General features: G+C 62.9%; 24 protein-coding genes. 12 read left to right on the top strand and 12 right to left on the bottom strand.

The features are described 5' to 3' along the window. Position 1 precedes the first annotated feature (1 nt). The 3 genes from IEY38_RS18070 to IEY38_RS18060 form a co-directional block, all read right to left on the bottom strand. Positions 2-2497 (bottom strand): molybdopterin-dependent oxidoreductase, encoded by a 2496-nt coding sequence (locus IEY38_RS18070; RefSeq protein ID WP_188979980.1) that lies wholly within the window; start codon positions 2495-2497, stop codon positions 2-4. Beyond that, positions 2490-2732 (bottom strand): 4Fe-4S ferredoxin N-terminal domain-containing protein, encoded by a 243-nt coding sequence (locus IEY38_RS18065; protein ID WP_188979978.1) that lies wholly within the window; start codon positions 2730-2732, stop codon positions 2490-2492. Before IEY38_RS18065 ends, IEY38_RS18070 begins: the two co-directional genes overlap by 8 nt. 161 nt (positions 2733-2893) lie before the next feature. After that, the gene (locus tag IEY38_RS18060; RefSeq protein ID WP_188979976.1) at positions 2894-3532 is read right to left on the bottom strand and encodes a helix-turn-helix domain-containing protein; all 639 of its coding nucleotides are present in this window, start codon (positions 3530-3532) and stop codon (positions 2894-2896) included. Positions 3533-3769: 237 nt separating this feature from the next. Between IEY38_RS18060 and IEY38_RS18055 the strand changes: the two genes are divergently transcribed. The 6 genes from IEY38_RS18055 to IEY38_RS18030 are packed head-to-tail and all read left to right on the top strand — an operon-like array spanning position 3770 to position 11404. Continuing rightward, on the top strand, positions 3770-5563 hold the full coding sequence (locus IEY38_RS18055) for a vWA domain-containing protein (protein WP_188979975.1): 1794 nt from the start codon (positions 3770-3772) through the stop codon (positions 5561-5563). Next, positions 5563-7929 carry a VWA domain-containing protein gene (locus IEY38_RS18050; protein WP_188979972.1) on the top strand — a complete coding sequence of 789 codons (2367 nt, stop codon included), beginning with the start codon at positions 5563-5565 and terminating at the stop codon, positions 7927-7929. The genes IEY38_RS18055 and IEY38_RS18050 overlap by 1 nt, the downstream gene beginning before the upstream one ends. After that, complete coding sequence (locus tag IEY38_RS18045; protein ID WP_188979970.1) at positions 7926-8588, top strand: chromosome partitioning protein; 663 nt, start codon at positions 7926-7928, stop codon at positions 8586-8588. Before IEY38_RS18050 ends, IEY38_RS18045 begins: the two co-directional genes overlap by 4 nt. Then, complete coding sequence (locus IEY38_RS18040) at positions 8588-9544, top strand: DUF7502 family protein (RefSeq protein ID WP_188979968.1); 957 nt, start codon at positions 8588-8590, stop codon at positions 9542-9544. The genes IEY38_RS18045 and IEY38_RS18040 overlap by 1 nt, the downstream gene beginning before the upstream one ends. Continuing rightward, positions 9541-10482, top strand: a complete 942-nt coding sequence (locus tag IEY38_RS18035; protein WP_188979966.1) for an AAA family ATPase — start codon at positions 9541-9543, stop codon at positions 10480-10482. The genes IEY38_RS18040 and IEY38_RS18035 overlap by 4 nt, the downstream gene beginning before the upstream one ends. A gap of 55 nt (positions 10483-10537) precedes the next feature. Then, complete coding sequence (locus IEY38_RS18030; RefSeq protein ID WP_188979964.1) at positions 10538-11404, top strand: DUF58 domain-containing protein; 867 nt, start codon at positions 10538-10540, stop codon at positions 11402-11404. Positions 11405-11425: 21 nt separating this feature from the next. Here the strand turns inward: IEY38_RS18030 and pyrI are convergent, their stop codons facing one another. From pyrI to IEY38_RS18010, 4 genes are all read right to left on the bottom strand, one after another. Further along, positions 11426-11893, bottom strand: a complete 468-nt coding sequence (gene pyrI, locus IEY38_RS18025) for an aspartate carbamoyltransferase regulatory subunit (protein ID WP_188979962.1) — start codon at positions 11891-11893, stop codon at positions 11426-11428. Continuing rightward, entirely contained in the window at positions 11890-12804 is a 915-nt protein-coding gene (pyrB, locus tag IEY38_RS18020) for an aspartate carbamoyltransferase (RefSeq protein ID WP_188850878.1), read from the bottom strand. The genes pyrI and pyrB overlap by 4 nt, the downstream gene beginning before the upstream one ends. 109 nt (positions 12805-12913) lie before the next feature. After that, on the bottom strand, positions 12914-14050 hold the full coding sequence (locus tag IEY38_RS18015) for an FG-GAP repeat domain-containing protein (protein WP_229775381.1): 1137 nt from the start codon (positions 14048-14050) through the stop codon (positions 12914-12916). Between the two features lie 60 nt (positions 14051-14110). Further along, the gene (locus tag IEY38_RS18010) at positions 14111-15043 is read right to left on the bottom strand and encodes a sugar phosphate isomerase/epimerase family protein (protein WP_188979958.1); all 933 of its coding nucleotides are present in this window, start codon (positions 15041-15043) and stop codon (positions 14111-14113) included. 261 nt (positions 15044-15304) lie between these two features. Between IEY38_RS18010 and IEY38_RS18005 the strand changes: the two genes are divergently transcribed. Together IEY38_RS18005 and IEY38_RS18000 are read left to right on the top strand one after the other, a co-directional pair. Continuing rightward, entirely contained in the window at positions 15305-15931 is a 627-nt protein-coding gene (locus IEY38_RS18005; protein ID WP_188979956.1) for a MinD/ParA family ATP-binding protein, read from the top strand. 28 nt (positions 15932-15959) lie between these two features. After that, the gene (locus tag IEY38_RS18000) at positions 15960-16589 is read left to right on the top strand and encodes an RAD55 family ATPase (protein WP_005533947.1); all 630 of its coding nucleotides are present in this window, start codon (positions 15960-15962) and stop codon (positions 16587-16589) included. Between the two features lies 1 nt (position 16590). Here the strand turns inward: IEY38_RS18000 and IEY38_RS17995 are convergent, their stop codons facing one another. The 3 genes from IEY38_RS17995 to IEY38_RS17985 form a co-directional block, all read right to left on the bottom strand. After that, complete coding sequence (locus IEY38_RS17995; RefSeq protein ID WP_188979954.1) at positions 16591-16791, bottom strand: hypothetical protein; 201 nt, start codon at positions 16789-16791, stop codon at positions 16591-16593. A gap of 145 nt (positions 16792-16936) precedes the next feature. Next, on the bottom strand, positions 16937-17884 hold the full coding sequence (locus IEY38_RS17990; protein ID WP_188979952.1) for an FKBP-type peptidyl-prolyl cis-trans isomerase: 948 nt from the start codon (positions 17882-17884) through the stop codon (positions 16937-16939). A 79-nt stretch (positions 17885-17963) separates the two neighbouring features. Beyond that, complete coding sequence (locus tag IEY38_RS17985; RefSeq protein WP_188979950.1) at positions 17964-18992, bottom strand: threonine ammonia-lyase; 1029 nt, start codon at positions 18990-18992, stop codon at positions 17964-17966. Between the two features lie 80 nt (positions 18993-19072). On the opposite strand from IEY38_RS17985, the gene cyaB reads away from it, so the two are divergent. From cyaB to IEY38_RS17965, 4 genes are read left to right on the top strand one after another with little or no spacing between them, the layout of a single operon-like run. Beyond that, complete coding sequence (cyaB, locus tag IEY38_RS17980) at positions 19073-19615, top strand: class IV adenylate cyclase (protein WP_188979948.1); 543 nt, start codon at positions 19073-19075, stop codon at positions 19613-19615. Between the two features lie 59 nt (positions 19616-19674). Beyond that, the gene (locus IEY38_RS17975) at positions 19675-20877 is read left to right on the top strand and encodes a methionine adenosyltransferase (protein WP_170096372.1); all 1203 of its coding nucleotides are present in this window, start codon (positions 19675-19677) and stop codon (positions 20875-20877) included. 47 nt (positions 20878-20924) lie between these two features. Beyond that, the gene (locus IEY38_RS17970) at positions 20925-22112 is read left to right on the top strand and encodes a tRNA sulfurtransferase (RefSeq protein ID WP_188979946.1); all 1188 of its coding nucleotides are present in this window, start codon (positions 20925-20927) and stop codon (positions 22110-22112) included. A 27-nt stretch (positions 22113-22139) separates the two neighbouring features. Further along, positions 22140-22685 carry a DUF5804 family protein gene (locus tag IEY38_RS17965; RefSeq protein WP_188979944.1) on the top strand — a complete coding sequence of 182 codons (546 nt, stop codon included), beginning with the start codon at positions 22140-22142 and terminating at the stop codon, positions 22683-22685. A gap of 35 nt (positions 22686-22720) precedes the next feature. Here the strand turns inward: IEY38_RS17965 and IEY38_RS17960 are convergent, their stop codons facing one another. Both IEY38_RS17960 and IEY38_RS17955 read right to left on the bottom strand, forming a co-directional pair. Then, entirely contained in the window at positions 22721-23632 is a 912-nt protein-coding gene (locus IEY38_RS17960) for a PLP-dependent cysteine synthase family protein (protein WP_188979942.1), read from the bottom strand. Positions 23633-23732: 100 nt separating this feature from the next. Then, positions 23733-24152, bottom strand: coding sequence for a CopG family ribbon-helix-helix protein (locus tag IEY38_RS17955; protein ID WP_005533933.1), 420 nt, complete (start codon positions 24150-24152; stop codon positions 23733-23735). Positions 24153-24335 lie beyond the last annotated feature (183 nt).

The raw sequence follows: 24335 nt of genomic DNA, 5'->3' as shown, positions 1-24335 counted from the left end.
GTTAGTCACCTCCTGCACGTGATGTTTCAGCGCCAGTCCCACGCGGGTTGTCCGTTTCGTACTTCTCCGTGTCGAGGTCGTCGGGAGCCGGCTCGACGGCGACGCGGACATCGTAGAACGACATTGTCTGGCCGATTTCACTGACCTCGTTGTGCGTGAGGTCGTTGTGGTGACCCTTGAGGTAGTCACGTGACCACCATCCCTGGTCAGTGTTTACCAGCCCAGGCTGGAACGCCTCGTTGTACTTCGCCTTCACAATCATCTCGCCGCGGTCGTTGTACACGCGGACGTACTGGCCGTCCTCGATACCGCGAGCCTTCGCATCCGACGGATGGATGTCCAGCTGCGGTTCGGGGTTGACCTCACGCACCCAGTTCAGCATCTCGTACTGTGAGTGGATGCGGAACCGACTGTGCTTCTGCATGAACATCAGCGGGTACTCGTCGGCCTTCTCGTAGTCGTCGGCCGTCCGGTCTTCGAGTGGCCGCGGGAGGTCGAACGTCACGCCCTCCTCGCTCGGGGCGTCATCATCGTACATCTTGATTCGCCCCGTGTCAGTGGGGAACGCATCGGTGAACTTGACGATGGGAATGTTCTGCTTCTTCTGTGTCCCCTGCTCGGACAGCGTTTCGAAGTCGATGGCGTCGTCCCGGCTGGCGAGTTCCCGGAGCAGTTCGCGTTTTGTCTCCGGAAAATAATCTCCGAATCCGAGTCGCTCCGCAAGCCCGCGAATCGCGTAGTAGTCGTCTCTGGCCTCCCACATTGGCTCCTGAACTTTGTGTCGATAGCTGATGTGTGGGTGTGACCCCCAGCTGGAAACGATGTCCTCCTGTTCGAACCAGTGTGGGACCGGGAGGATGATATCCGCATGCTGGACCGTATCCGTGTGGTGCATGTCTGCGACGACGTACATCTCGAGGCTCTTGATAGCCTCTCTGAACCGTTGCCGGTCCGGGAACTGGTTGCCCATCATGTTCGACTCGATCGAGTAGGCGGCCCTGATCTTGTGCGGGTCACCGTCGATCATCGCGTCCGGGTAGTCGGAGAAGCGCACCGATGGTCCAGGGTCGGCGTCTTCGGGAGTACTCCAGCCGCCGGTACTGAGCGTCGCACCGCCGGAGTGGTGCGCGTGGATGTTTCCGTGCTGACCGTAGTCTCCGGTCAGCCCCATCAGCATCGCATAGGTCTGGCCGAAGATGTGCCCGTGTTTGTATCGCCCGAGAGCGTAACTTGGAGCGATGCCACCGGGACCACGAGTCGCCAGCCACCGAACTGCAGTGCGGATGTTCTCCGCATCGACACCGGTCTGCTCCGCGACTTTCGAAGGGGCGTAGTCGGCCACGTGGTCTCGGAGTCGGGTCAGTGCTGTCTCACATTCGATGCCGTCGACGGTGTACTCTCCGAAGAGGGCATAGGGGCCGTCGGTCTCAGGTTCGAGTTCGACCGGCGTGTTGCTGCCCTGTTCGACAGCGACCACCTTGTCGTCGCTGCCGTCCTCAAAGACGGTGCTCGACTTGAGCAGGGTGCCGGTGTCTTTCCGAACCAGTGCCGGGCCCGTTGTACGCTTCCGGAGGAACTGTTCGTCGTACGTCCCGTCCTCGAAGACGGTGTGCATCATCGCAAGCGCGAGATGCACGTCTTTCCCGGGCTTGACCGGGAGCCACAGGTCGGCTTTCGACGCTGTCGTCGTGTACACCGGGTCGACCACGACGAGCTTCGCTCCGTTCTCAACAGCATCGAGCACCTTCGAGGCGTCCATCTGGAACTGGCTGGAGAAGATATCCGACCCCCAGACGATGATGGTGTTTGCGTTCTCCCAGTCCTCGGATTCGTTCGTCGAGGGTAAGTAGAAGCCAGTCCCAGTGACCCGGTTGAATCCGCGGCCAACGTTGGTATCAATTGTGGACGCAGGCTGGGTTGAGCCGAACAGGGAGGCCAGGCGACTGAACGCCTGTCCGGACTGTCCGTAATTCCCGAATCCCACATGGAAGAGAACACTTTCCGGGCCGAAATCTGCCTTCAACGACTGCATCTTGTCGGCGACCAGATCGAGCGCCTCGTCCCAGGAGACGCGCTCGAACTCGGCATCCGGGCCGCGTCCGTCGGGGTTTGGCTCGTCGGGCGACCAGTCTGTGCGCTTCATCGGGTATTTCAGCCTCGTTGGGTCGTACACGCGCTGGGTGTGCGAGAGTCCGAGGACACAGGCCCGCTTGTACTGCTCGTCTTCCGGCGGATGTGGCTCGACCTTCTTCACCTGTCCGTCGCGGACGTGGACGTCGATGGGACACTTCCCGCGGCAGTTCGGCGAGCAGACGGTCTGGATGACGTCGTTTTGCCCGACGTAGCTCTCAATACCCGGGTCGCGTTTTGACGCCGCCGTTTCGTCTCCGCGTTCGGCCAGTCCCTGGAGGAACTCGCCGCCGCCGAGACCGAGTGCAGCAGCCGCGCCTCCGGCTTTCAGTACATCGCGCCGGTACAGGCCATCGTTGTCAGTCATCGTCGAATCCCTCGGGTTTGGTCGGCCGCTCGTCTTCACCGAACTCCGCCAGTACCTCCTCGTGGTACTTTTCGTGGAATTCGGCGTCGCTCAGTTCCCCGTTCGAGACACGAATCGCGTCACGAGCCATCCGTAGTCCCAAATCAGTATCGTAGTCGACGCCGTCAAGCATCGCTGTTGCTTCATCTTCCCACTCATCAATCGGCGTCAATCTCGGCTCCTGTGGGTTATTCATGGCTCTAGTTGTCGATTCCTCTCGGAACTCGGTAGGAAGCGCGCTGTATTATGAAGCGGTTTAAGTACGGCTGCGGACCGCGCCAGTCCGTTCGCACTCACGGTGTCGCCGACAAACCGATGCTGTGTCGGGAAACGCGGTTTCCGGCCGAAGAAACAAATTTACGGGTCGAAGGCAGCCGTCGCGAGTTTCGATTCGACTGCGTTGAGGCGCTGAGAGAGTGCCGATTTCGAGATGTCCAGTGTCGATGCGAGTTCGTCGAGGGTCGTCTGTCGGGGCTGCCGGTAGTAGCCTTCGTCGACCGCGAGTATCGCCGCTTCCCGTTGTTTTGTCGTGAGACAGGAGAGGTCGACAGTCGCAGGCTCCGACTCCGTCTCGTCGTCCTGCCGGGATGTCAGCCGTCGCAAACGGACTCGTTCGGCCGCTGATTGCAACTGCTCGACGAGCTCGCTGATGACGCTCCGGTCTGAGACGTACGTTTCGATGAAGAGGGTGTCACCGTCTACGCGTCGGGTTCGTGGCACACACCCGACCTCGCCAAACGCGAGACAGAGGCAGCCGTCCCCGACCTGATTTGTCGAATGAAGGACCCGCGCAGTACCGGTTTCATCGGAGACAGTCATTTCTGCGTGGCAGATTCCGTCGTCGATCTGGTTGTGAACGCTCTCGATGTCTGCGTCCGGATCCGAGAGTGGACACGAACAGTTATCGGGCAGCTCAATTTCGAACAGGATCTTGAGGGGCCGTTCGGTTGCGGTACCCGTTGTCGTCCCTGTACGCCCGCTCTCGGCTTGGTCCATCCTGTTTGCACCTCTCCGTCGTTCACTTAAATACATTTTGTCAATTCTCACTGTAATCGGCAGACGGCGACATGTTCGTCCCGAACGTTCATGTATAAATATCTCCCAGCAGTCACGACGGTTCCAGATATAAACTGTGCCCCACCGTGACCCAGAGAGACGGCGTCGTGGTCATGTCCACAGTTTGGTGTCACCAGATTCACAAGATAAATGCCGCCTCCGCCTGATACACCAACAATGGTCCTCTCGGACGTTTTGCTTGCCCCCCTGGGACTGGCCGCCCTCCTTCTTGCGGTGCCGATTGTGGTGCTGTATCTCATTCGACCGGACCCACAGGAACTCACGCTGCCGACGTTCCAGTTTCTCGTCGCCGGAGAGCGCCAGCAGTCAGCGACACCGTTTCTCGAACGGATTTCACGCAGCCTCCTCCTGCTGTTACAGGTGTTGGTTGTGCTGGTGCTCGCGGTCGGACTGGCGACACCGTATGTTACGGTCTCCGAGCGGGCGACGGTTGAGGAAACGGTCATCGTCGTCGACACGAGCGCGTCCATGCAGACAGACGCCGACGGCCAGACACGCTTCCAGCGGGCCGTCGCGGCCGCCCGGGAGGAGGTGACGGGGACGACATCTATCGTCACCACGACCAGCGGTGGCGATGTGGTACTCCAGCGTGGTACGCCGACAGCGGCACAGGGAACGCTAGACGGACTCACGCCAACGGACACGCCGGGGGAACTCAGCGGCGCTATCTCGCAGGCGGCTTCGCTGGCCGGCGAAAACGCCAGAATTGTCGTTCTGAGCGACTTCGCTGGTGAGGAGTGGACCACGGCGGTCACGACGGCGCGCGGGCGCGGCCTCTCCGTCAATCTTCAGCAGTTCGACGGCGGGGGCGACGCGAACGTCGGGTTCATCGACCGGCGGTTCTCCGGCTCGGCGGTAACGCTGTCGGTGAAAAACTACGGCGACTCGACCGTCACCCGGACCGTCCGGCTCGGCAACACCCAGCGAGAACTGCAGCTCGGGCCAGACGACGTGGGTTCTGTGACGCTACCGGTCCCGGCCGGCGGGAGTGAGGCGCAACTCAGCCCGGGCGACAGTTTCACGACTGACGACAGCGTCTACGTCGCCGCGCCGGCGGACGCGGCTGTCGACGTACTGGTGCTGACAAACGACCGGAACCGGTACCTGACCACCGCGCTGTCGGTCGTCGACCGGGTGAACGTGACGGTCAGACAGCCGCCGACGACGATTCAGGGGGATTACGACGTGATACTGTACAGCAACGTCGAGCGGAGTTCGCTGCTCCCCGGCAACGTCGAGAGCGGGCGCGAACTGGTCGAAGACGGTGGCGGCGTCGCGGTGCTGGCACAGGACAACCTCCCACAGCGGTATCGGGATCTCCTCCTCATCGAACCCGGCGAAACCCGGGCGGGCGCGACAGTCGGCCAGACGGCACAGACACAGCTCACCCGCGGCATCGACTTCCAGCCGCCGGACGAGTACATCTCCGGCTCGCTACGCTCCGGGTCGGCTCAGGTGCAACTGGGCGACGGGACGCCGCTCATCGCGACCGAAGACCGGAGCGGTGGCCGCGTCATGTACTACGGCTACATCGAGGACCGGTCCAGCTTCAAGTTCAACTACCAGTACCCCGTGTTCTGGAAGCGGGCGGTATACTATCTCGCGGACAGGGAACAGCTCCCGGCGCTGAACCACGAGACTGGTGAGACCGTCCGGTTCGGTAACACCACCGTCGAGGGGCCGGCCGGCCGTGTCTCCGGGACATCGGTCCGGCTCCAGCGGGCCGGCCTCTATCGGAGTGAGAGCCGGCAGGTGAGCGCGTCGCTGCTGGACGAGGGCGAGTCCAACACCAACGTCGAAACGCTCGACCGGCGCTCCGGACCAGCCGGGAACCTCACCCGGACCGAACAGCGGTCGGTGCCACAGCCGCTGACCGAATACTTCGCGCTGGGCGGGCTGGTGCTCGCACTGGCCGAGGTCGGCTATCTGCGCCGACGGGGTGATCTCTGATGGCCGTTTCATACACCCTCGCGGAGGGGCTCACTGTCGGCGTCGAGCACCTGTGGCCGCTACTCGTCTTGCCGGTCGCCGTCGGCCTCCTCGTATATCTGGTCCGGCGCGGCGACGGCGGGCCGCGATCGGCCTCGAACCGGAGCCGCCGGCTCCTGCTCGCCAGCCGCGTGCTCATCGTCTGCCTGCTCGTGCTCGGCGCGATGGAACCATACACCGTCCAGACCCGCGAGACGCCGGGCGAACCGGGCGTGACACTGCTGACAGACGAATCCGCGAGCATGGGCATCTACCCGAACACGACCGACGAACTGGTACAGGACATCGAAGGCGAGGGGGTTCCGGTGACGCGAGCGACGATCGGCAGCGGGTCGAACTCGCGGATCGGTGACGGCGTGGCGGCAAATCTTCAAGAGAACGGAACGGTCGTCGTCGTCTCCGACGGGCGCGTCACGGAGGGTCGAAGCCTGGCGACGGCCGCCGAGGACGCCGCCGGGCTCAACGCGACTGTCCATAGCGTCACCCCGCAGTCGCCACGCACCGAGCGTGCCGTAGCGATAGCGGGGCCGTCGACGGTGAGCCGCGGCGTCCAGTCCCAGTACACCGTCTCGATGGAGGGCGTGAGTGTCATCGAATCGGTGCCCGTCGAGGTGACCATCGACGGCGAGACGGTCACTGAAGGCGAACTCCGACCGGACGGGACGCTCACCGTCGACCATACGTTCGAGGAAATCGGGTCACACCGCGTGACTGCGACGCTGTCCGGCGACGACGAGTACGCGCGAAACGACGTATTTTATAAGAGCGTCCGCGTCGTCGAACAGCCCGACGTGCTGTACGTCTCACAGGGCAAGTACCCGCTGCGAAACTATCTCGACTCGCTGTACAACGTCTCGACGGCCTCGTCGGTTCCGGCGGACCTCGACGACTACGCCGCCGTCGTCATGCAAGACACGCCGTCGGGCAATATCGGGAACGCCACCGCGTTGCAGGACTTCGTCATCAACGGTGGCGGGCTGGTCGTCGCGGGCGGCGACAACGCCTACGAGAACGGTGGGTATGAAACGTCCTCGGTGGCCTCAATGCTCCCGGTCCGCGTGGGGAACGCGACCGGCGGCGAGTCGAACATCGTCATTCTCGTCGACGTGTCCGGTAGCGCCGAGGGCGGCCTCTCGATACAGAAAGCCGTCGCGCTGGATGTACTCGACCAGCTCGGCGACGAGAACCGGGTGGGCGTCGTCGCATTCAACCACGACGCATATCGCGTCTCGGAGATGCAAGCACTCGGCCAGAACCGGGCGGAGACTGCCGACAAGATACGCCGGCTGGAAAGCGGTGGCGCGACCGATATCGCTGTTGGGCTTCAGGGAGCCGACGAACTGCTGGGCGACCGCGAAGGGACGATCATCCTCCTCAGTGACGGTCAGGACCAGCTCGGCCCGCCGGCAGCCGTCGCCAACCAGCTGGGCCGCGAAGGGACGCGCGTCGTCTCGGTCGGCGTCGGCAAGCGGGTCGGCGTCCCGACGATGCGCCAGATCGCCAGCGAGTCCGGCGGCTCGTACTTCGCGGCCGACGAGACCGAGCGGCTGCGGCTCCTCTTTGGCGGCTCCTCGCGGCGCTACCAGGGGGAGAACCTCACCATCGTCACAGAGGACACGTTCATCACCTCCGGCGTCGAGCTGACAGCCAATCCCGGTCAGGCGAACAACGTCCAGGTCAAGCCCGGTGCCGACTATCAGGTCGCCACCGCGGACGGGAAGCCGGCCATCACCTCCTGGCGGTTCGGGCTGGGCCGCGTGGTCTCTATTACCGCCTACGATTCGGACAACACGATGGGCGGCCTGCTCGACCGGCCGGACTCGCTGGTCGTCACGAAATCGGTCAATTACGCGGTCGGCGATCCAATGCGAACCCAGACCGGCGTCACGGCGGTCGGTGACGCCCGTGTGGGGCGTCCGACAACGCTGACGTACCGGGGCGATAGCCGCCCGGAGGCGGCGAACATCTCCTTCCGCCAGATCGGCGACGGCCGGTATCGCGGCGAGTTCACGCCTCGGGAGGCAGGATATCAGACCGCACTCGACACCGAGTACGCGGCGAACTACCCCGTCGAGTACGCGTCCTTCGGCCCGAGTGACAGCCTCGATGCGCTCGTCGAAACGACGAGCGGGCAGACCTTCAGCCCGAGCCAGGGCGAACAGATAGCCAGAGAGGCACGGCAGAAGTCCACCCGGGTCCGGACCGTTCGGGACACCTGGGACTGGGTTGCCCTGCTCGGCGCACTCCTGCTGTTCACCGGCGAGGTGGTCGCCCGGCGTGTTCAAGTGTACCGCGGTCGCACCTCCCTGGAGAGTGGTCTCCCGTGAGCGCAATCGGCCGCCGAATCAACCTCGGACTCGTATTGTTCGTCCTCCTCTCGATGGTCGGCACCGGCGGGACAACGGTGCTGTATCAGGACTCCGCGAGCGAACTACGATCGCAGAACCAGGATCTCAGACAGGAAAACGCCGAACTTCGAGGGAATCTGGACGACACCAGAAGTAACCTGGAATCTACCCGGACCCGCGTCGACGAACTCGAAGAGCGACTGGAGACGCGGTCGCAAGATGTCGATCAAGTCGCGACCAACCTGAACCAGACAGAAGAGCAACTGAACGCTACAGAGAGCCAGTTAGCGGAGACCCGGCAATCGCTTCGCGAGAGGGAGGATCGCGTCAACGAGCTTGAGGGGACGGTGTCAGAGCTTCGCAGCGAGCGAAACGACCTACAAGACGAGGTCGACGACCTCGAATCGACAATCGGGGATCTGGAGATCGAAAACGAGGAGCTAGAGGACGAGCGTGCAGAACTGGAGGACAAAGTGTCCGACCTGCAGGACGACATCGACAGGCTGGAATCACGGATCTCCACGCTCGAAGACGATATCGAGGAGCTCGAAAACCAAAACCAAGAGCTGCGAGACGATATCGAGACGCTCTGTAGCCAGCCGGAGAACCAGGACAAAGCTACCTGCGAGGGCTACTGATGGACGAACCAGACACAGACACCGGAGAGAACGGCGTCGAGGAGCCGTCTGAAAACGGACGGGCGCAAGCACGCGAACGAATGGCCGCCGCCATCGCCGAGGTGAGACGCGAGGGCAAGAAGGCGGCGTTCGTCTACGCCGTCGTTGACGCGGTGCTGATCTTTCTCCTGGTGAACATCCTCCTGACTGTCCTCTCGCCGGCCGAACTCCCGACACAGGTGTCAGTTCCGGCGGCGGTGACGGACCCGGTCGGGGCAGCTGTCGGCCGCTCGATACCGAAGCTGACCTTCCCCACGGGTGCAGTCGTCGGCCTCGCCGTTGGGGGGGTCTGGTTCATCGGCGAGTACCTGCACCGGGTCCGCCAGCCGCTCGTCGAGCAGTTCGAGGCCGCAAACGCGAACGTCACCGACGCGCTCCGAACGGCCCGGGACGCGGTCGAGGACGGGGCCGAAACGCGGATGGCGGCCCGGCTCTACGAGGATGTTCTCGATGGGTTGAAACAGAGTTCGAGCATCGCACTCGTCGATAGCCGGCGGCTGCTCGGCACGCTTATCGTCGTTATCCTGCTGAGCCTGGCGACAGTGCAGGTGGCCGTCGTCGACATCGGCCTACTCGACCGCAACCCGGTCGAGACGGAGTCGCCGAACGACCGGCCCAGCGAGTACGAGGGGCTCGAAGACGGCGACGCGATACTCGGCGACAGCGAGGACGTGCAGGCCGGCGACGAGAACCTCACCGCCGAGATCGATTCGACTGGCGGTGAGGAGGAAATCGACCGGGACCAGTCGTTCCCATCGTCGCCGGACGCCGGGGAGCCGGGGAGCGGTGGCGGCACGGTCGACAGTCAGCAGGCCGGGTTCGCCAGCCAGGAAGAAGTCGAAGATGCGGACCTCATCCGCGAGTACAATCTCAGGATTCGAGACCGAGACACAGACGACGAGGACACCGACCCATGAGCCCAGAGCAAGACATCGACGAACTACAGCAGAAGATCGCGAACGCACGTGAACAGATCGCCACACGGATCGTTGGCCAGGAGGAGGTACTGGAGCAACTGCTCATCTGTATCCTGGCTGACGGCAACGCCCTGCTCGAATCGAACCCGGGACTGGGGAAGACAACGATGGTCCGGACCGTCGCGGAGGTGACCGACCTTCAGTTTTCCCGGATTCAGAACACCCCGGACCTGATGCCCTCCGACATCACCGGGACCGAGATCATCCGCGAAACCGACAGCGGGCGTGAGTTCGTCTTCGAGAAGGGACCAGTGTTCGCCAACGTCGTGCTAGCCGACGAAATCAACCGGGCGACGCCGAAGACACAGGCCGCCCTACTGGAAGCGATGCAGGAGAAACAGGTGACTGCCGCGGGCGAGACATACGAACTGCCGCGCCCCTTCTTCATCCTGGCCACCCAGAACCCCATCGACCAGTCGGGGACCTACGCGCTCCCGGAGGCCCAGACCGACCGCTTCATGCTGAAGCTGCTGGTCGACTACCCGGAGTACGACGAGGAGCGGACCATCGTCGACATGTACACCGCCGGCGCGGAACAGGTCCCCGTCGAGCGCTCGCTGACCCGCACGGAGATTCAGGAGATTCAGCAACTCGTCCGCGAAATGCCCATCGCCGACGATCTGCGTGACCGGGCGGTCCAGCTCGTCCGTCGGACCCGCGAGGCCGACGACATCGAGTTCGGTGCCAGCCCGCGGGCGAGCATGGCGCTCGTCCAGACGGCGAAGGCACGGGCGTTCCTCCACGGCCGTTCGCACGTCACCGGCGAGGACATTGAGGCGCTGGCCGCCCCTGTGCTCCGGCACCGGATTATCGTGGATTTCCGGGCCGAGCGGGAGGGACGGACGGCGGACGACCTCATCGCGACCCTACTGGAATGAACTACCCGGTGACTGCGGTTCAGCGGGCGGCCCAGCAAGAGTGGGAGGGACAGCCGTGACTATCGAGCCGGACTTTCTGGACGAGCTCGGCCGGTTCACCGCGGCGCTGAACCGCCAGACGACCTCGATTCGGCAGGGGGATCAGGAGTCCCCGCGAGTCGGGGAAGGACTCACATTCAGCGACTACCGGCGCTACTCGCCGGGGGACGACACGCGGCGTATCGACTGGAAGCTGTTCGCCCGCACCGAGGAATACTTTATCAAGCAGTACGAGGAAGAACGGAGCCTGACCGTCCACCTACTCGTCGACACGAGTGCATCGATGGACTACGGCGACGCGGCGAGCCACAAGTTCGAGTACGCCGCCAAGCTCGGGCTCGGCTTCGCCTATCTCACCGCCGAAGAGAACAATGACTTCCGGTTCTGTACGTTCCGCGACCGGGTGGACCGTATCGATACAGGCCAGTCGAACCGGGGCGAACTCCTCTCGCTCATCGACCAACTGAACGAGGTTTCGCCGGCGGAGAAAGCGGACTTCGAATCCGCCCTAGAGGCATACGCCAAACGCATTCGCTCGCGCTCACTCGTCGTCGTGTTCAGCGACTGCCTGGCCGAGCCAGAGGCACTCGAATCCGGTGTCGCCGCGCTCGCACGTAACGACGCCGACGTACTGTTAGTCCGCGTGGTCGCCCCGGGGGAGCGAGACCCCGGCGTCGTCGGTGACGTGCTGTTTGCCGACCCGGAAAGTGACGAGACACGCCGATCGTATTTCAGCGGCTCGCTAGCCGAGACGTACCAGTCGCGGCTCGACGCCCACATCGACTCGGTGTCCAACCGCGTGACGGCACTCGGCGCGGACCACGTACTGGTCGATACTGGTGCAGACTACTTCGACTCCTTTGCGAGCATCTGGCTACAGTAGCCAAACGACAGCAAGAACAGCCTACTCTGCGAGGATGTGTGCCGGCAGGTCGTCGCGGATGATCGTATCGCAGTACTCACAGCGGACGCCGTCGTCGCCGACGGCAAAGCGCGAGTCGACTGGTTCGTCTTCGGTCGTGATGCAGTTGTGGTTCGGGCATTCGAGGACGCCCTCGACGACCGACGGCCGCTCGACGCGGCCTTTTTCGACGACATCGTAGTCGCGAATGATATTGATCGTCGCTGCGGGGGCGATGAGCGAGAGTACGTCGACCTCGTCTTGGGAGAGTTCGCGGCCCTCGACTTTGACGACATCTTTGTGCCCCAGACGGTCCGAGGGCATATTCATCGCGACGGAAACGGAGTCGCCGCTGGTGCCGTCGATGCCGAGAATTGCCAGGACGTTCAGCGCCTGTCCACCCGCAATGTGATCGATGACGGTGCCGTTCTGGATCTTCGAGACGCGGAGTTGCTGGTCGTTGTTGCTCATTGGTCGCCTCCAAGCATCAGGTCAAGCAGCGCCATCCGTACCGGGACGCCGTTGTGGGCCTGTTGGAAGTACTGTGCGTGAGTGGTTTCGTCGACATCGTGGGCAATCTCGTCGACCCGCGGAAGCGGGTGCATCACGGTCAGATCGTCCTTGGCCGCCTCAAGCGTGGCAGCGTCGATCTGGTACTGGCCGGCGACTTCGCGATACTCGCTCTCGTCCGGGAACCGCTCGGCCTGAATGCGCGTCACGTAGAGCACGTCCAGTTCCGGGAGTATCTCGTCGAGTTCGGTGTGCTCGCGGACGCCCGCACCGGCCTCGTGGAGGTCGTAGCGGACTGAACGCGGAAGCTGAAGCGACTCCGGACTGATGAAGTGCTGACTGGCGTCGACGGTCGTGAGTGCGTGGGCCAGCGAGTGGACCGTCCGTCCGTACTTCAGGTCACCCATGATACCGATAGTCAGGTCGTCGAAGCCCGCGTTCTCACGGATCGTGTAGAGGTCCAGCAGCGTCTGTGTCGGGTGCTGGCCGGCCCCGTCGCCGGCGTTGACGAGCGGCACGTCGACGAATTCGCTCGCCATCTTTGCGGACCCCTCCATGGGATGCCGGAGCACGAGCGCGTCGGTGTACCCCTCAACGACGCGGACGGTATCGGCCAGTGACTCGCCTTTCTTCACGCTGGAGGACTCGACAGAACCCATGTCGACGATGTCGCCGCCGAGGCGTTTCATCGCCGTTGTGAAGCTCATCTTCGTCCGGGTACTCGGCTCGAAAAAGAGGAGCCCAAGCAACGTGTCGCTGTGCCGGTCCGCAAACGCCCCCGGGTCAGCTGCGATGTCAGCCGCGCGGTCGAGCACCGTCTCGATGTCGCCCCGCGAGAGTTGTTTCGCGCTGATGATGTGGTCGTGCCGCATTTCACTCGGTACCGCGCTCCGGACGGTCTTGAATCCCCCGACACGGGAATTGAACGGTCGCTTACATCATCAGGTCAGAAAGAAATAGCGGCCGAAATAGCAATACGGGTCAGGGATTGCTCTGCCAGACGTCGACGCGTGGCTCGGTGTATGCCTTGCCGACGATATCGGGAACGCCGTCACCGTCGAGGTCGACGACCTTCGCCTCGTGGGTAGGGATACCGGTATTCAGTTCTTTCTGCTCGAAATTCCCCGCGCCGTCGTTGTGGAACACGAGCTGTCGCGGTTCGTGTCCGTCCTCAAGCCCCATTTCCGCGACGAAGATGTCGGGACTCCCGTCGCCGTCGAGGTCCGCCACGTCGAGGCTGTGTGGGTTCGAGAGGTCGTCGTGCAACAAAGTCAGGTCCCACTCGGGCGGGTCGAACACGCCCAGCCTGGCCGGGCGGTCGTCGAGGTACGGTTCGTCACCCTCGACAAGGATTATTTCCAGATCGCCGTCGCCGTCGATGTCCTCGATAGCGACGCGGGTACACTGCCAGCCCTCGGCGATCGGCTCCCGGTCCCACCCATCGGCCGTCCGGTCGAAGATGTTGGGGCCGGCGACGATCTCGACCTCGCCGTCGCCGTCGACATCTTCGACAGCGACACCTTCAACATCGAGGTCTTCGGCGACGATGTGGCGGTTCGTCACCGGCCACGGCTCCCGGGTCGGGTCGTCGGGAATATCGTAGTAGAACACCGTCTTGGACTCCTGAGACAGTCCGATAACCTCGTTCTGGCCATCGCCGTCCACGTCCGCCACAGCGGTGTCGTGATACTTCTCGAAGTCGTCAGTGATGAGCCGCCGCGTCCACTGCTCCCGGGGGTCGTCCGGTATCTCGAACCACCACAGTTTGTGCTGGTGGATGTTCTGGCCGGCGACCATGTCCGGACGACCGTTTCCCGTTATATCACCGAGCGAGCCGCCGACGGAGAGTTCCGGTGCGCTGGCAACGTCGTGTCGCTCCCAGCCGGGGTTCTCGTACCAGAACACGTTCGTCTGGAGCCAGCGGGCCAGCGGCCCCATGCCGAACACGGACAGCAAGTCGACTGACTTGTCGACGAGTGGGAACTGGACCTCATGTTCGTCGCCGAGCGCCCCGACGATAACATCTGGCCGACCGTTCCCCGTGAGGTCGGTCGTGAGACAGAAGCTCATCGTGCTCGCCGGTGGCGAGGCTTCGATGCGCTCGTGATGGAGGTTCATGTCCCAGCCGTTCGGGTGCACCAGTATTGTTATAGCCGGGCTAACACCGACCGACGGCGGTCACGAACTCGTGGCTGACAGCCGTGTGGAACTTCGCGACGGCTTACTCCCGTCAAGGAGACATTCTAGCGTTTCCCTCCCGTGATCGATCTTCGCCATCGGGTCGCTGTCGAGTTCGTTTTCGTAGATCACCCAGTCGACGCCAGCGTCGCTGGCGGCGTCCAGAACTGCCTCCATATCTACAACGCCCTCTCCGTGTGGGACGTCCGTGTAGCCCCGGAACGGCCCGATTGGAGCGACATCCCGGAGGTGTACCATCTCGATACGCTCACCACCGAGTGAAAGGAACTCGGCTGGGTCGTAGCCGGCCTCACGGATCTCAGCGACCTCCGGTTCGAACGTGAGTTCCGCCGGCATGGTTCGAGCGAGCAGGTTCCACATGGGTGTCTCACTCGGTATCGTCGTCTGATCGGTCGCCTGAAAGTTAGTCAGCGCCTGGTGTGTGTATTCCCCGACGGCTGCGGGTATCGGCGTTTCGTCGATGAGTTTGCCCGCCGCATCCGGAAGGAAGGGTCGGAATGTCCGTCGTCCGGTATGATACCCGAGCTGCATATCACACGCTTCGAGGCCGGCTGCTACGTCGCGAAGCCGGTGGGAGAGCGCGCGGATATCGCTCCGAGTTTGAAGCTCGGACGCCGATAAATGCGGGATAACGAGTGTGTCACAGCCTACTGTTCGACACCGGACCAGCAGGTCTGACTCTCCGTCCAACGCAGCCTCAATCTCTGGGAGGTCCGCGTGGACAGCGACCGGTTCGAGATCCACGTCATCAAGTGCTGCTGCGATATCTTTGGGCGGTTCCTCGTGGAACCGGTGAGCGAATTCGACCCCATCGTAGCCTGCAGTGCCGACACGACGGACGATTTCGGGGAGCGGTTCGGACAGGGTGCGGATACTGTATAACTGAAGGGCCGTGTTCGGTCCACTACCCATACCCACAGTCACGGTGTCACCAATATTGTTACACACACGCTATCAAGGCCCATTGAGAACGGACTCGAACGGTTCGGCTGTCGGAACCGTCGCCGTTGAAAACACAGGCCCGCTGTGGACAGGGGGCGTACAGCGTATAACGACCGTATAAGAGTAGGCAACGGCCAACCGACGTAAGCCAGTCCTTTCGACCCAGTTCGGTTGTCAATGTTCTCGACTCCAGTACAAGGTTTCAAACCCGATAGACGGTCCATCCCCAGTATGCTCGCAATCGCTGGCGGCAAGGGTGGCTGTGGCAAAACGACCATCGCCCTCGGCGTGGGTCAGGCACTGGGGACGCCGACCAGACGGTCGCTGGTCGTGGACACCGATCGTGATATGCCGAACCTCCACCGTCGCGCTGGGGTCGACCCGGCACCCGGAATCGCTGATATCACAGTCTCGGCTGAGCCGACCACAGTTGCGCAGCGCGCGACGGCCGTCGAGAACGTCGACGTACTCCCCTGTCAGGACGCAACCGAAGCCGCTGTCGACACTGCCATCGACACACTGCCCCGACGTAATCGCCCGGTGATACTCGACTGTCCGGCCGGGGCTGGCCCGGACGCCGCCCGGCCGCTGCGGGCGGCTGACAGGACAGTGCTCGTGAGCGCACCAACCCGCCAAAGCCTTACCGACGCAGCCAAGACTGCGGCGATGGCCCGTGCGCTCGATGCCCCGCCCGCGCTCGCGGTCCTCGTCGGCAGTGACGGGTCCGTAAACCCATCGCCACTGCTGTCCTGCCCAGAGACGGTACACGTTCCGTCGGTGTCGAAACCGCTGGAGTCGGACCGGGCGGCGGCAAAATACGTCGCGATAGCGAACGTTCTCGCCAAGCGGAATACTTAATCTCGTGGGAAAATAAGTCCTCAGTGGTATGGCCAACCGGTTGCGAACGGGGATCGACGTCCTCGACAGAAAGCTCGATGGTGGCATCCCTGCCGGGAGTATCGTCGTGCTCTCTGCCCAGCCGGCTAGCCAGGCGGAGCTGTTCCTCTATGAACTCACCGCCACGCGCGGGACGCTATGGCTGTCACTCGATCGGACCGCCGAATCCGTCATCGCGAGCATCGAACAGACGCCGGCCAACACCGGCGACCCGACGGTCCGACACATCTCCGGCGAAGCGCCGCTCGACAACGCCGGCAAGCTCGTCTCGGCGCTGCCGGAGACCTCGAACCTCATCGTCGATCCGCTCGACGTGCTGGAAGCCCAAGAGCCACATTCGCGCTTTCGCGCGTTCATGAACGACTTGCAGAACCACATCGTCAACACCGGAAGCCTCGCTATCGTCCACTGCCTCGATGGCCGTGACGTGCCACCGCTTCGGGATACGACCGAGCACTTCGCTGACGTGGTGTTCCAGCTCAACACCACGACGGCCGGTGACGAGGTGGAAAACCGCCTCGCGATTCCGAAGTTCCGCGGCGGGCGAGCGCCCACCGACATCATCAAGCTCAATCTCGTCGAAGAGGTCAGCATCGACACGAGCCGCGACATCGCCTGATCTATTCGCCGCCGGGCCGTGGCTCCCTGTCCGTTGAGCCGAGCTCAGTGCCGACGAGTATCAACAGGAACAGTCCGAGACCGACGCCGATACCCGCTGCCAGTCCGATTCCGGTGCTGCCTGTTAGCACGACCGTTCCGACGCCAAACGCAATTCCCGGCGGGAGCGCGAGCAGTGACGGGTACACCAGCGATACTCGCATAGGTAGTGATGACGTGTCGTGCGTATAACGGTTCTCCCGTTTATGCCCTCAGAAAATAGCAGCCGCTATCGCTCGGAGCTGCGGTGTCGCGGAACTAGTCGCTGAGGCTCAACACTGCAGAACCGCTCGCGTGCTCGCGGTGCAGTTACTCTTCAGCGCCTTCGATCTCTTCGACGATCTCCTCGGCGTCAACGTCGGCGTCTTCCAGCGCGTCCTCGATGTCAGCGCCACCGGCACCGCCCATACCGCCCATCATGCCGGGCATGCCCATACCGCCGCCACCGATCTCTTCCTGCACGATGATGCGGTCGATGTCGAGGAGCTGGGTCAGCTGCTGGGCGATCTGCTGTTTGCCCATCATCCACTGCTGGTTCATCGTCAGCTGCGGCGTCGCCTCGATATAGAGCGTCTCCTTCTCGACTTCGACGGTCTCGTACTCGGGCTCGGACTCTTCATCCTCGTCTTCGTCGTCCTCGCTCTCGACGAGCTGTTCTTCCTCGACGGTGTCAGTCTCGAACCACACGTCGAGTTCCATGTCGAGCATCATCTGGATGATGCCCTGGGCCTTCTCCTCGCGGTCCGTGACCTCTTCGAGGACTTCGTAGTCGTACTCGACGTCCTCACCGGCCAGCGGGTGGTTGAAATCCACTCGCGCGCGGCCACCGATGATGGTCTCGACGTGGCCGTGCTCGCCCTCGATGTCGACGTGCGCGCCGGGGTAGCGGTCGTCTTCAGGGATCTTGTCCTTTGAGACCGTTCGGACCTCTTCCTCGTCGTACTCGCCGAAGGCATCGGCGGCCGCAACGGTCACGTCACCCTCGTCGCCGACTTCCTTCCCGTAGATGTCTTGCTCGACGTCCGGGAAGATGTGGTTCTCGCCCAGCACGATGGTGCGCGGGCCGAACTCCTGCTCTTCGGTGTCGATACCGTCGTCTTCGGCGACTTCCTCGTCGGTTGTGTCGACAAGCTGGCCGCCGTCGACGGTGCGGGCGGTGTAAGCGAGCTTGACAACATCGCCTTTCTGGAGTCCCTCAGCCTGTTCTTCTTCGTCTGCAGTCTCCTCGTCTACGTCAGTCTCAGACTCGTTGCTCATACCCTGTTCGTCAGTCGTGGCACTCTTAAGGACAACGTTTCCCGGTCAGCAGCGGTCGAGCAACTGTGGCAGTAGCCAGTCAGTACTCGCTTTCAGCCAACAACCGGTCGAACTTCTCGCGGTCGATGTTCCGCCCTGAGATGGGGAGAACGACTGTCTCGCCACGTAATTCGTCTCCAGCCTGAAACGCTGCGGCGACAGCCGTCGCACAGGCCCCTTCCATTACGATGCGGTCTGTCTCGAACAGGCGGGCAACGGCGTCCGCAATTGCGTCCTCTGACACGAGCCGGAAATCAGCGAGTTCCGCCTGCAGTATTTCGGTCGGGAGGGCGAACGGCACCCGGGTCGCGACGCCCTCGGCAATGGTGTCGACGCTGTCGAGGGCCTCCAGCGTCTCCTCGTGCCAGGCACGGTACACTGCGGGCGCACCCGCAGCCTGCACGCCGACGACAGCGGCGTCCGTCATCGCTCCGAGTGTCGTGCAGTACCCGGCCGCGGCGGTACCACCGCCGACAGGACAGAACACGCGGTCAACGTCGGGCCGTTCGTCGAGGATTTCGAGACCTGCTGTGCCAACACCGGCGAGTAGTTTCGGTTCGTTACCCGAGTGGACGTAGCGCGCCGCACGCTGAGTCGCCAAGTCCTCGATGTGCTCGCGGGCCTCGTCGTAGTCCTCGCCGTACTGGATGACTTCCGCACCGAGTTGTTCCAGTGCGTCGACCTTTCCGGCGTTCGCGTCCGCCGGGACACCGATGGTGACCGGCACGTCGAACTCACGGCCGGCCCAGGCGATAGACTGGCCGTGGTTGCCCGTGCTCGCAGCGAGCAGCCCAGCGTCCCTGAACTCCTCGTCGAGGGACGCGACAAGGTTTACACCGCCACGGACTTTGAACGCGCCAGTTGGGAGGGTATCCTCCCGCTTGAGCAAGACATCCGCATCGAGAGCTTCGGAGAGGGCTTCGCTGCGGACCAGCGGCGTTTCCGGGAGGTGCTGTCGGATGCGTTGCCGGGCGCGCGCGACCGTTGCAACTGTCGGCGGCGTCAGGTCGTGGTACGGAAAGAGGGTCGTCTCGTCCGGGGAATCGATCGGTTCATAGCGACCGGCCATACTACTACCCGAGAGAGCGGACACAGTAAATGGCGCGGTCGACGGGAGCGTTTTTCAGCGACCCGGTCCAGCCCCACAGTATGTACGAAGTCGAGGTGAAAGTGCCAGCGGACATCGAGGCTGTCGCGGAGCGACTCGACGAACTCGAAGCCGAACAAGTCGACACGGTGATCCAGACAGACACGTACTACGACGCCCCCCATCGGGATTTCGCCGAGACAGACGAGGCGTTCCGGGTCCGCCGCGAGACCAGAAAAGGGGAGACAAACGCGAAAGTCACCTACAAGGGGCCGCTCCTCGAAGCGGAGTCGAAGAGCCGAGAGGAGTTCGAAACAGGCGTCGAGGACGGCGACGACATCGACGCGATCGTCCAGCACCTCGGCTTCGAGCCCGCGGCGACCGTACGCAAGAACCGTCGGGTGTACGAAGTTCGGGAATACGACGTCACGCTCGACGCTGTCGACGATGTCGGCGAGTTCGTCGAAGTGGAACGGGAGACCGACGGCGACATCGAACCCGTTCGAGAGGGAGCCTACGAGGTGCTTCAGGATCTCAATCTAGACCCCAGCGACCAGCAGCGAACCTCCTATCTCGGTATGCTACTTAGCGATGCGAACGAGTAATCATTCCGCTATTATCTGTTCCCGTAAGTTATAGAACCCGGCCAGACGAAGTTGCGACAATGACCGAGCGGAACATCCACGTCCAACCTGCGAGCGGGCTCGCCGTCGAAGATCAGGACATCGAAGTCGTAGAGCGCAAGGGTATCGGCCATCCGGACTCTATCTGTGACGGCATCGCGGAGACAGTGTCGCGTGCGCTGGCACAGACGTACATCGACCGGTTCGGCACAGTTCTGCACTACAACACAGACGAGACACAGCTCGTCGCCGGCACTGCCGCCCCCGCGTACGGCGGCGGCGAAGTGCTTGAGCCGATCTACATCCTAGTCGTCGGCCGAGCGACGAAGAAGTTCGACGGCGAGCGTATCCCAGCCGAAAGCATCGCTCTGCGGGCCGCACGTGATTACCTCGACGAGCAGTTCCCGCATCTCGACCTCGGGTCCGACGTCATTGTCGACGTCCAGTTCGGCGAAGGGTCGGGCGACCTCCAGACCGTGTTCGGCGAAGAGGCGACAGTGCCGATGGCGAACGATACCAGCTACGGTGTCGGCCACGCCCCGCTAACGGAAACCGAGCAGATCGTCCGCAACACCGAGCAGAAATTGACCGGCGAGTACGCCGAGTCCAACCCGGTCGTCGGTCAGGATGTGAAGGTGATGGGCAAGCGGGAGGGCGACCACATCGACGTGACCGTGGCCGTTGCGATGGTCGACGAGCACGTTCCTGACCTCGAAACGTACAAATCCGCCGTTTCGGACGTCCAAGCGTTCGTCACCGACCTCGCCGAGGAGTACACCGACCGGGACGTGACGGTCCACGTCAACACGGCCGACGACTACGACGCCGAGTCCATCTATCTCACCACCACCGGGACCAGTGCCGAGCAGGGCGACGACGGTTCCGTCGGCCGCGGAAACCGTGCGAACGGCCTCATCACGCCCAACCGGCCGATGAGCATGGAGGCGACGTCCGGGAAGAACCCCGTCAACCACATCGGGAAGATATACAACCTCCTTTCGACAGCAATCGCACAGTCTGTCGCAAATGAGGTCGACGGCATCCGGCAGGTCCAGATGCGCCTGCTCTCACAGATCGGGTCACCGATCGACGAGCCCCACGTCGCCGACGCGACGGTCGTCACCGAAGACGGCGTCGCGGTCGGCGATGTCGAAGCAGATATCCAGGCCACAATCGACGACGAACTCGCCGACGTGACCGACATCACGCGGCAGGTCATCGAGGGCAACCTCTCGACGTTCTGAGACGGCGAGGCGACACCCCTTTACTCGCCGGTAGTCAACTCGCGGACATGCATCCACCAGACGCCGACAGCGTGCTCGTTCGCCACGGAGAACTCGGCGTCAAGAGCGACCAGGTCCGCCGGAAGATGGAGGACCAGCTGGCGGACAACATCCGTGCGATGCTCGACGCGCGCGCCCTCTCAGGGGATATCGAACAACGACGGAACCGGCTGTTCGTCCACACCGACCAGCCCGAGGACGTGACCGCGGCCGCGGCCGATACGTTCGGCGTCACCTCCGCCTCGGCGGTCACGACCGTCGACTCGACGCTGTCCGCAATCAAAGATGCACTGGCCGTGACCGCACGGGAGCAGTACGACGGCGGTACTTTCGCTGTTAGCGCCCGGCGGGCGGGACCAGCGGAGGCACATCCCTTTTCGAGCACGGACATCGAGTCCGACGGTGGTACCGCCGTCTGGGAGGCAATCGAGGAACTGGGCGGTGAGCCCGCTGTCGACCTCGACAACCCCGATTTCGAACTGTTCGTCGAGTGTCGTGCCGACGAGGCCTACGTCTTTTGTGAGAAACGTCCGGGACCCGGTGGCCTCCCGCTCGGGACCCAGCGACCCGTCGTCGCTCTCGTCAGCGGCGGCATCGACTCGCCCGTCGCCGCCTGGAAACTGATGAAACGCGGCACACCCGTGCTTCCTGTCTACGTCGACCTCGGTGATTACGGTGGCCCCGACCACCGGGCGCGAGCCGTTTCGACCATCGAAACACTCGCCTCGTACGCACCCGGACACGACCTGTCGCTGTCCGTAATCGACGCCGGTGACGTCGTCACCGACCTCTCTCAAAACCTCGGGTCGCTCCGAATGCTCGTTCTCCGCCGGTTCATGCTCGCAGTCGCCGAGGCTATCGCGCACGAATGCGACGCTGTCGGCATCGTCACCGGCGAAGCTATCGGGCAGAAGTCCAGCCAGACAAGCGCGAACATCGCAGTCACCGATGCCGCGACCACGCTCCCGGTGTACCGACCGAACCTCACCGTCGACAAGTCCGAGATAACCAATCACGCGCGGACTATCGGGACCTTCGATGACTCGACAATCGACACCGGTTGCAACCGTGTCGCGCCATCGCATCCGGAAACCAATGCCTCGCTGGAAGCGGTTCGGGCAGCCGAACCCGACGACCTGTTCGAGCGTGCCAAAGTCTGTGCGCAGGACCGCGCTGTCATCCCCATCGAAAGCTAAATTTCCGGGGCGGGCCAGGGTTGAGCCATGACGCAGGTCTGTCTCGTCGGGAGCGAGGACGTGAATCTCCGGTACGAACTCCTCTCGCGCGAGACTGCGCGAAACGCACTCGCCACCTACGACCTGCAGGAGCCGTTCGCGAATACCGTCGCCGTCGACACCGTGAGCCTCGGCGCGGCGGTTGCGTTGCTCAACGACCTGAACTGGTATCTCGTTCGTTTCGCCGACGCTGCGTTCGTGCGTGACCCGTCGATCAGTGAAACGGAGTGGCTCTCCCGGGACCTCGCCGCGGCGATCCGGGACGACGACATTGCGCCAGAGGATACCGGTCGCTTTCTCAAAGTGTACGGTATTGTCGAGTCGGACGTACCCGACGAATCTACTGACGAAGCCTCGTCGGAGGGAGAGTCGGAAGCAACGACTGGCATACAGGCGAAAGAGACCGAGCGCCCGCCTGAACTTGTCGAGCCGATGCTCCTGACACGGACCGGCGACACGATTCCCGAATACGATCTTCAGGACGTGGATGACACGCTCATCGTCAGAGTGACCGAATCGGAGTTCGGAGCCTAACTCGGATCACGCCGCGCGCATAGAACGGACAGTTCTCAGTCGAACATTCCGGTCGACATGTACCGCTCGCCGCTGTCCCAGTAGACCGTGACCACGAGCGGATCGTCGACGCCGTCCGCGACGAGTTGCTCAGCCACCTTCCGCGCGGCGAGATTCGATGCGCCCGATGACTGCCCGACGAGGATACCCTCCTCGTGGGCAAGCCGCCGGCACTCGTCCTCCGCAGCCGAGAGTTCGACCGTCACCACGTCTTCCAGCAGATCGGTGTCCAAGTTGTCGCTGACGAATCCCGGTCCCATTCCCTGGAAGCTATCCTCGCCGGTACCCGGTTCCATCCCCGAAAGGACGGCGTTGTCCGCCGGCTCGACCGCGACGATATCCATCTCAGGGAACGCTTCACGCAGTCGACGGCCAGTGCCGGTGAGCGTTCCACCAGTACCGACGCCCGCGACCAGCGCATCGACAGTCCGGTCACCCACCTGTTCGAGTATTTCCTTGCCCGTCGTCTCGTAATGTGCTGTCGGGTTCGCCGGATTCTCGAACTGTCGGAGTTGAACGTAGTCATCGCGCTCGCACAGCTTATCCGCGCGATCCTTCGCGTCGGAGATATCTCCCTCGACCAGGTCGATTTCCGCGCCGTACGCCTTCATTATCTGTCGGCGCTCCGGCGACTTCGAGGACGGCATCACCAGCACTACGTCGTACCCCTTCGTCGCCCCGACCATCGCCATCCCGATGCCGGTGTTCCCACTCGTCGGTTCGACGAGCGTATCACCCGGTTCGAGCGTCCCGTTTTGCTCAGCCTCGTCGATCATATACTTCGCTGGCCGGTCTTTCGCGGACCCGCCAGGGTTGAACGACTCGACCTTCGCCGCAACGGTCGCCCCCTCCGGTGCGCGAACCGAGACCAGTGGGGACCCGATTGTATCGAGAATAGAGTCTTTCATCGCCGCCGCCTACGCGGGCCCGACTTAAACGCCTACTGAAGGCCCCAAACAGTTCGTATAATTCAAAGAGGCGGCATCGCTTTCCGGAGCCGACACGGACTCACGTGAACATATTTATGTCATCGACCGGCAGCACCGAGTAATCGACTGACAGGGTATCCTTAGTGGCTCGGACTTTGCCGACGAACGCGGAGATGTCCTCCAGCTGGCCCTCCAGCACGAACAGCTCCATACAGTACCGGTCACCGACGTGGCTGTGGAAGTTCGACGCAACGATGGACTCGTGGTCGTGGCGGAGATGCATCATCTTCTCCTCGACCGTCGTCGTCTCGTAATCGAACAGCACGGTGACGATCGCCATCAACTCACGATCCTCCAGTCGCTTGTCTTCGAACTCCCCCATCAGATTCCGCACCGCTTCCCGAACGACCTCGCTGCGACCTGTGTACCCGTGTTCGTCGGCGAACGTGTCGATTCGCTCCTCCAGTTCGTCCGGCATCGAGATACTTACAACGCCCATGTATTAACTCGACGCCGTTGCAGTATTAATAGTTCATATCCGTCCGCACTGGGCGGTACTGCCGCTGTCCTCTGCGTACTCACTCGTCAGGCTGGCGCTGCATAAATACGGAAAGCCCACTCGGGAGAGATATCTCTCCCGAGTGGGCTGTGAAAGGTATGAATGGTGGCGGCGAACCGCGTT

This window comes from Haloarcula sebkhae, from assembly GCF_014647415.1.
Taxonomy (GTDB): Archaea; Halobacteriota; Halobacteria; order Halobacteriales; family Haloarculaceae; genus Haloarcula; species Haloarcula sebkhae.
Note: the sequence above shows the minus strand (reverse complement) of the source record. Positions and strands in the feature narration are given on the sequence as shown.

Coding starts and splice junctions, on each gene's coding strand:
- IEY38_RS18070 (WP_188979980.1), bottom strand. CDS start 2,497: ATGACTGACAACGATGGCCTGTACCGGCGCGATGTACTGAAAGCCGGA.
- IEY38_RS18065 (WP_188979978.1), bottom strand. CDS start 2,732: ATGAATAACCCACAGGAGCCGAGATTGACGCCGATTGATGAGTGGGAA.
- IEY38_RS18060 (WP_188979976.1), bottom strand. CDS start 3,532: ATGGACCAAGCCGAGAGCGGGCGTACAGGGACGACAACGGGTACCGCA.
- IEY38_RS18055 (WP_188979975.1), top strand. CDS start 3,770: ATGGTCCTCTCGGACGTTTTGCTTGCCCCCCTGGGACTGGCCGCCCTC.
- IEY38_RS18050 (WP_188979972.1), top strand. CDS start 5,563: ATGGCCGTTTCATACACCCTCGCGGAGGGGCTCACTGTCGGCGTCGAG.
- IEY38_RS18040 (WP_188979968.1), top strand. CDS start 8,588: ATGGACGAACCAGACACAGACACCGGAGAGAACGGCGTCGAGGAGCCG.
- IEY38_RS18035 (WP_188979966.1), top strand. CDS start 9,541: ATGAGCCCAGAGCAAGACATCGACGAACTACAGCAGAAGATCGCGAAC.
- pyrI (WP_188979962.1), bottom strand. CDS start 11,893: ATGAGCAACAACGACCAGCAACTCCGCGTCTCGAAGATCCAGAACGGC.
- pyrB (WP_188850878.1), bottom strand. CDS start 12,804: ATGCGGCACGACCACATCATCAGCGCGAAACAACTCTCGCGGGGCGAC.
- IEY38_RS18015 (WP_229775381.1), bottom strand. CDS start 14,050: ATGAACCTCCATCACGAGCGCATCGAAGCCTCGCCACCGGCGAGCACG.
- IEY38_RS18010 (WP_188979958.1), bottom strand. CDS start 15,043: ATGGGTAGTGGACCGAACACGGCCCTTCAGTTATACAGTATCCGCACC.
- IEY38_RS18005 (WP_188979956.1), top strand. CDS start 15,305: ATGCTCGCAATCGCTGGCGGCAAGGGTGGCTGTGGCAAAACGACCATC.
- IEY38_RS18000 (WP_005533947.1), top strand. CDS start 15,960: ATGGCCAACCGGTTGCGAACGGGGATCGACGTCCTCGACAGAAAGCTC.
- IEY38_RS17995 (WP_188979954.1), bottom strand. CDS start 16,791: ATGCGAGTATCGCTGGTGTACCCGTCACTGCTCGCGCTCCCGCCGGGA.
- IEY38_RS17990 (WP_188979952.1), bottom strand. CDS start 17,884: ATGAGCAACGAGTCTGAGACTGACGTAGACGAGGAGACTGCAGACGAA.
- IEY38_RS17985 (WP_188979950.1), bottom strand. CDS start 18,992: ATGGCCGGTCGCTATGAACCGATCGATTCCCCGGACGAGACGACCCTC.
- cyaB (WP_188979948.1), top strand. CDS start 19,073: ATGTACGAAGTCGAGGTGAAAGTGCCAGCGGACATCGAGGCTGTCGCG.
- IEY38_RS17975 (WP_170096372.1), top strand. CDS start 19,675: ATGACCGAGCGGAACATCCACGTCCAACCTGCGAGCGGGCTCGCCGTC.
- IEY38_RS17970 (WP_188979946.1), top strand. CDS start 20,925: ATGCATCCACCAGACGCCGACAGCGTGCTCGTTCGCCACGGAGAACTC.
- IEY38_RS17965 (WP_188979944.1), top strand. CDS start 22,140: ATGACGCAGGTCTGTCTCGTCGGGAGCGAGGACGTGAATCTCCGGTAC.
- IEY38_RS17960 (WP_188979942.1), bottom strand. CDS start 23,632: ATGAAAGACTCTATTCTCGATACAATCGGGTCCCCACTGGTCTCGGTT.
- IEY38_RS17955 (WP_005533933.1), bottom strand. CDS start 24,152: ATGGGCGTTGTAAGTATCTCGATGCCGGACGAACTGGAGGAGCGAATC.